This window comes from Kitasatospora sp. NPDC058965 (assembly GCF_042741245.1).
GTDB lineage: Bacteria > Actinomycetota > Actinomycetes > Streptomycetales > Streptomycetaceae > Kitasatospora.
On record NZ_JBHYKG010000459.1, the window covers coordinates 1 to 5,092 of the forward strand.

A 5,092-nucleotide genomic window follows, 5' to 3' on the forward strand; every position below is an offset into this window, starting at 1 on the left:
CTCGACGAAGCCGAGGAACTCGTGCCCGATCCGCTGCCCGGGCTCGCGACTGGCCACCCCGCGGTAGGCCCACAGGTCGCTGCCGCAGATGCAGGCGTTGACCACCCGCACCACCGCGTCGGTGGGCCGGCGGACGACCGGGTCGGGGACCTCCTCGATCCGGATGTCGTGGGGGCCGTGGATCACGGTGGCGCGCACGGGAGCACTCCTGCAGGTCAGGGATTCGGGTTGGCGCAGTCAGGGTCGCTCCAGGGGCCGGGCTGCGTCCAGCTACATCTCCTACAGCATGTCGTTAAGCTGAACTAATGCTCGATGTTCGACGGCTCGTCCTCCTCCGCGACCTGGACGCCCACGGCACGGTGACCGCCGTGGCCGAGTTGCACCGGGTCACGCCTTCCGCCGTGTCGCAGCAGCTGCGGCTGCTGGAGGAGGAGACCGGCACCCGCCTGCTGGAGCGGTCCGGCCGGTCCGTCTACCTCACCGCCGCCGGGCACCGGCTGGCCGCGGACACCGAGCAGGTGCTCGCCGCGCTCGAGGACGCCCAGAACCGCCTGCAGTCCGGCGCCGGGGAGCCGGTCGGCGCGCTGCGCCTGGCCTGCTTCCCGAGCGCGCTGGCCGCGCTGGCGGTCCCGCTCGGCGAGGCCCTGGAGCACGCCCACCCCGGCCTGCGGCTGCACATCACCGAGGCGGAGCCCGAGGCCGCCGCGCGGCTGCTGCTGCAGCGCCGGGTCGACCTCGCCCTGGTCTACCGGTACACCAACCTCGCCACCCCGCCGGACCCCGGCATCGAGACCCGCACCCTGCGGACCGACCCGCTGGTCGCGGTGCTGCGCGACGACCACCCGGCAGCCGACCCGGTCGGCGCCCCGCTCGACCTGCGTGAGCTCGCGGACACCTCCTGGATCACCGCCCCGCCGCAGACCGACTGCGGGGACGCCGTGCTGCAGGCCTGCCGCTCGGCCGGCTTCACCCCGCAGGTGCGGCACACCTGCACCGACTTCACCGCCATGGTCGCCCTCGCCGCGAGCGGCGGGCACACCGCCCTGATCTCGCACCTGGCCGCGACCGCGGACCGGCTGCCGCCGCGGATGACGGTGCGTCCGGTGACGGACCGCAGGCTCGCCCGCACCATCGAGGTGGCCCTGCGCCGGGGGACGGCCCGCCAGCCCGCGATCGCCGCCGGCCTCGCGGCCGCACAGCTGGTGGGCGGAACGGCCGGCGCCTGAGGCCCCGCCTGCGGGCACGGGCCGGTACCCGGCCGGGTGGCGGCCTCGACGGTGGGCTGGTCGTCCGTCGGGGCGCCGTCCCGGTCGGGGAGTTGCGAAGGCTGGTGTGCTCCGGGGGCATTGGGCTTAACATGAGTGGTCCTCATATTGAGCCGATGGAGGCCGCCATGCCGCAGGGTTCCGCGTTCCCGCCCCACTTCCGGTGGGGCGTCGCCACCGCCGCCTACCAGATCGAGGGAGCGGTGGACGAGGACGGGTGCGGGCCGTCGGTGTGGGACGTGTTCGTGGCGCGGGACGGGGCGGTGAAGGGCGGGCAGACGGGTGCGGTGGCGTGCGACCACTACCACCGGTACCGCGAGGACGTCGCGCTGATGCGGGAGTTGGGGCTGGACGGGTACCGCTTCTCGATCGCCTGGCCCCGTATCCAGCCGACCGGATCCGGCGCGGTGAACGTCGGCGGCCTCGACTTCTACGACCGCCTGGTCGACGAGCTGCGGGGCGCCGGGATCACGCCGCTGCCGACGCTGTTCCACTGGGACCTGCCGCAGGGCTTGGAGGACGGGGGCGGCTGATCTACACGTCGTCGTTGAACCAACGGTCATGCGCGGTGTTCGACCTCGACAGCAGCTGTTGTGTGGAGCAGGCGACGGGGTGGAACGCCGAGCCATAGACCCGCCTTGAGCTCGTCCCCGGATCCCTTCGAATGGTCGAGACCAACAGCCGACCATCGCGGCCCTCGGGACTGGAGGAACTCGCATACGCCGGGAAGCCCTTCGCTTGGTGACGACCTATCAGGATGGGAGTGTGTACTTCGTCATCCTGACCTGTCAGTGCCGGGGACTACTGTCACAACTGGGGTGTCGATGGCGAGCGGATGAGCAGGGGCGGCCGTGGTGTCGAGGGCGTGTACGGGTTGCGGAGCTGTCCAGCCTGAAGAGAAGCGCAGGCCCGACCGGCTGCCGGCGACCTACAAACGAACTCACGGCGTGACCTACTTCCACGGCTGATACTCGGTCGGTGACGACACCCTGTGGGGCGTCAACCGGCGCCGGACGGGCACCGCGAACACCCTGGCCGCGCTCAAGTCGATCCGTGCTGCTCGCCCGGACGGCGCCCCGGTCTACGTGATCCTGGACAACCTCTCCGCCCACAACGGCAAGAAGGTCCTGCGCTGGGCGAAGAACAATAACGTCCACCTCTGCTTCACCCCGACCAACGCCTCCTGGGCGAACCCGATCGAGGCGCACTTCGGGCCGCTGCGGCAGTTCACCCTCGCCAACTCCAACCACCCGAACCACACGGTCCAGACCCGCGCACTGCACGCCTACCTGCGCTGGCGCAACGCCAACGCCCGCCACCCTGACGTCCTGACCGCCCAACGCCGCGAACGCGCCCGCATCCGCAGCGAGTAGGGCATCCGCTGGGGCGGCCGACCTGCGGCCGCCTGATCAATCGCTGACGTTAAGCGTCGTGTGTTCCTCGACTCCGAGATCGGCCAGCACGCCCCGGAGTCGATCCAGCGCCGTGTCCGGGTCCAGACCCGCCCCGGTTTCCAGGTCGAGATGGCAACGTCCCATCCCGCCACCGGCGCCCGTGATCTCACCCTCGGACCGGAAACGCCGCCTCCAACGCCTCCTCGACCTCATCACGGTCGATCGGCAGACCAGCGAACACGACCTCAACGAACACGACTGCCCTCCGCTCCAACCCGGCATACCGGTACAGCTAGCCCGCTGCCGTCCCGGTGCGGTCCTCTGCCATTGGTGGAGTGATGGTGGCGGAGTCGGGGCGCAGTCGGTCGCGCAGGATGCGGAGGGCAGCAAGGAGGCCATCGAGCTGCTCCGGGGTGAGCTGGTCGATCAGCCAGTGCCGGACGGCATCGGAGTACGCGGGAAGCGCTTGGTCGATCTTGTCCGCACCCGCTGCGGTGAGCACCGCGTACGTGCTGCGACGGTCGCCGGGTGCGGTCTCCCGGGTGGCCAGGCCTCCGCGTTCGAGTCGGTCCACCAGGCGGGTGACGCCGCTGGTGGACCCGCAGGCCCGACACCACGCGAACTCGACGTCCCGGCCACTGCGCGCCTCCTGCCACTCGTCGCCGTCCGGCAAGGCAGCGCAAGCGCGGCACCGCGCTGATTTCGAGGTGCGAACCGGCTCGGGAGAGTGCCACAGTCACTGTCGTGACCTTGATGGACGTACTCGTCGACTTCTCCCGCACCGGTCGGATCGGCCCCCTGAGCTGCGGAATGTCCCTGGCTGAGGCTGAAGACCTTCTCGGCCCGGGGCGCCCGCACCCGGCCCACCGCATGAAGGGGCCCGACATCGACGGCTACCCCTACTCCTGGGACGGGCTGCAGTTGGTGGTCACTCAGCGGGCCGTCAGCGGAATCTGGATCAACCTCTGGCCCGGTTCGACCACCAAACTTCCGCCGCTCGTCCTGCCTGATTCCGAGTCGTTCGAGGCCACCGTCCTCCGCGAGGAGCTGATCGCCGCCCTCGACGGCGCTGGCTGCCAACATGCGGTCAACAGCACCCTCACCTTCGGCGAGCAGTCGAGCATCCTCACCCAGCCCGCTGACGTCTGCGGGGTCTTCAGCCTGCCCGGGCGGGACAATCACGTGCCGCACCGTGACCGGCACTACCTCGACGTGATGCACAAGCACACGGCTTGAAACCGCCGAGCTCACAGAATGATTCATGGCACGACCGGGAGGAAACAATGGAGCACTCGCAACACTCTGATTTCGCCGAGCACGCTCGGCGGCTGGTTGAAGCAGCGTCGACGACCCCTTGGCCGCTGCGGGATGGCCGGCAGGTCGTTCCTCAGCAGATCTTGGCCGGCCTGGCTGATGTCGCAGCCCGTGCCCCGGTCACCGGTCGGGAGATCGACTACACCCAGACACTGCGCGAAGTTCTCGACGCCCTCGCCACCGGGGACTCCGGCGGCGATCCGGACCTCCACATCCTGGGTCTGATGCTCGCGATGACCAGCATCGACCGGGGCGGTCACACCGCTCAGGCCGACGCCTGCGAGAACGCCCTTCAATACTTGGCCAGCCTTCCCGCATGGCACGACGTCAACATCACCTTCGGCCGCAACGACTCTGCTTGACGAAACAGATTCCACAGAATCACCCTGCTGACGTGACCCTCGACGATGGCGGAGCTCCAGACGAGGGCCAGGCCGGCGGTCACCGCGTCGAGGTCCTGCGGAGAAGCCCGGCGAAACCGCGGATCGGGCCGGGGCTGTCTTGCTCGGCCTGGCGGATCCAGTCGAGCAGAAGTTGGCCTTGGCGGTTGCGGACCAGCTCGCGGAAGACGCGGGCGAGGTCGCACGCCCTGGCGATGTCCGGGCAGGCGAGTCGGACCTGGTCGAGTTGCGCATCCGCGTCTTCCTCCCGCGTCAGCGCCCAGGCCCCCGAACAGGCCGAACTCGTTGCGAACGCAGGCTTTCCGGCTGGACACGAACCAACCGGACACGCCGGGCGGGATCACCCGATGGGAGGGGAGAGCACCTGAGCAGGTTTGGTCAGCGTCGGAGTAGGAACCGCAGGCCCATCGCCCAGGTGCGCGCGGTAGAGCTCGGGGTTCAGGGGATCTCCCAGGCCGGCGTGTTCATGAATGTCGCAGAGTCGGGGAGCTCAGCGGTTCTCAGCGGCCGGGTGAACCATGACCGTTCGATCGTCACGCCCATCACCCGCTCGGCCAGGAGGAACAGCTTCGGGCCCCAGAACTCGGTCGGGTCGGTGACGTCGATCAGACCGGCGCACCAGACGGGATCCCAACGGGCGTCGCCCTCTCGCAACGGTGTGACGGGTCCGTAGGGCTCCTCGTGGACGACGAGGTCACCGTCAACCGCGTAGGACACA

The 5,092-nt window shown here is 69.8% G+C and carries 5 protein-coding genes and 3 pseudogenes; 5 read left to right on the plus strand and 3 right to left on the minus strand.

Annotation, left to right across the window (positions count from 1 at the left end; translation table 11 throughout):
* Positions 1 to 198 (minus strand): alcohol dehydrogenase catalytic domain-containing protein (locus tag ACFW1A_RS38385; RefSeq protein WP_380417938.1); only part of this gene is annotated, 198 nt, incomplete at its 3' end.
* 107 nt (positions 199 to 305) lie between these two features.
* Between ACFW1A_RS38385 and ACFW1A_RS38390 the strand changes: the two genes are divergently transcribed.
* The 3 genes and pseudogenes from ACFW1A_RS38390 to ACFW1A_RS38400 all read left to right on the plus strand — a co-directional run.
* The gene (locus tag ACFW1A_RS38390; RefSeq protein WP_380417940.1) at positions 306 to 1,226 is read left to right on the plus strand and encodes a LysR family transcriptional regulator; all 921 of its coding nucleotides are present in this window, start codon (positions 306 to 308) and stop codon (positions 1,224 to 1,226) included.
* 167 nt (positions 1,227 to 1,393) lie between these two features.
* Positions 1,394 to 1,795: pseudogene (locus ACFW1A_RS38395) on the plus strand (glycoside hydrolase family 1 protein); the annotation flags it as partial.
* Positions 1,796 to 2,170: 375 nt separating this feature from the next.
* A pseudogene (locus tag ACFW1A_RS38400) lies at positions 2,171 to 2,638 on the plus strand (transposase); the annotation flags it as partial.
* 313 nt (positions 2,639 to 2,951) lie between these two features.
* Here ACFW1A_RS38400 and ACFW1A_RS38405 read toward each other — a convergent pair.
* Positions 2,952 to 3,332 (minus strand): MarR family winged helix-turn-helix transcriptional regulator, encoded by a 381-nt coding sequence (locus ACFW1A_RS38405; RefSeq protein WP_380417942.1) that lies wholly within the window; start codon positions 3,330 to 3,332, stop codon positions 2,952 to 2,954.
* 71 nt (positions 3,333 to 3,403) lie between these two features.
* On the opposite strand from ACFW1A_RS38405, the gene ACFW1A_RS38410 reads away from it, so the two are divergent.
* The gene (locus tag ACFW1A_RS38410; protein WP_380417944.1) at positions 3,404 to 3,895 is read left to right on the plus strand and encodes a hypothetical protein; all 492 of its coding nucleotides are present in this window, start codon (positions 3,404 to 3,406) and stop codon (positions 3,893 to 3,895) included.
* A 47-nt stretch (positions 3,896 to 3,942) separates the two neighbouring features.
* The gene (locus ACFW1A_RS38415; RefSeq protein WP_380417946.1) at positions 3,943 to 4,335 is read left to right on the plus strand and encodes a hypothetical protein; all 393 of its coding nucleotides are present in this window, start codon (positions 3,943 to 3,945) and stop codon (positions 4,333 to 4,335) included.
* A 477-nt stretch (positions 4,336 to 4,812) separates the two neighbouring features.
* Here the strand turns inward: ACFW1A_RS38415 and ACFW1A_RS38420 are convergent.
* A pseudogene (locus ACFW1A_RS38420) lies at positions 4,813 to 5,092 on the minus strand (hypothetical protein); the annotation flags it as partial.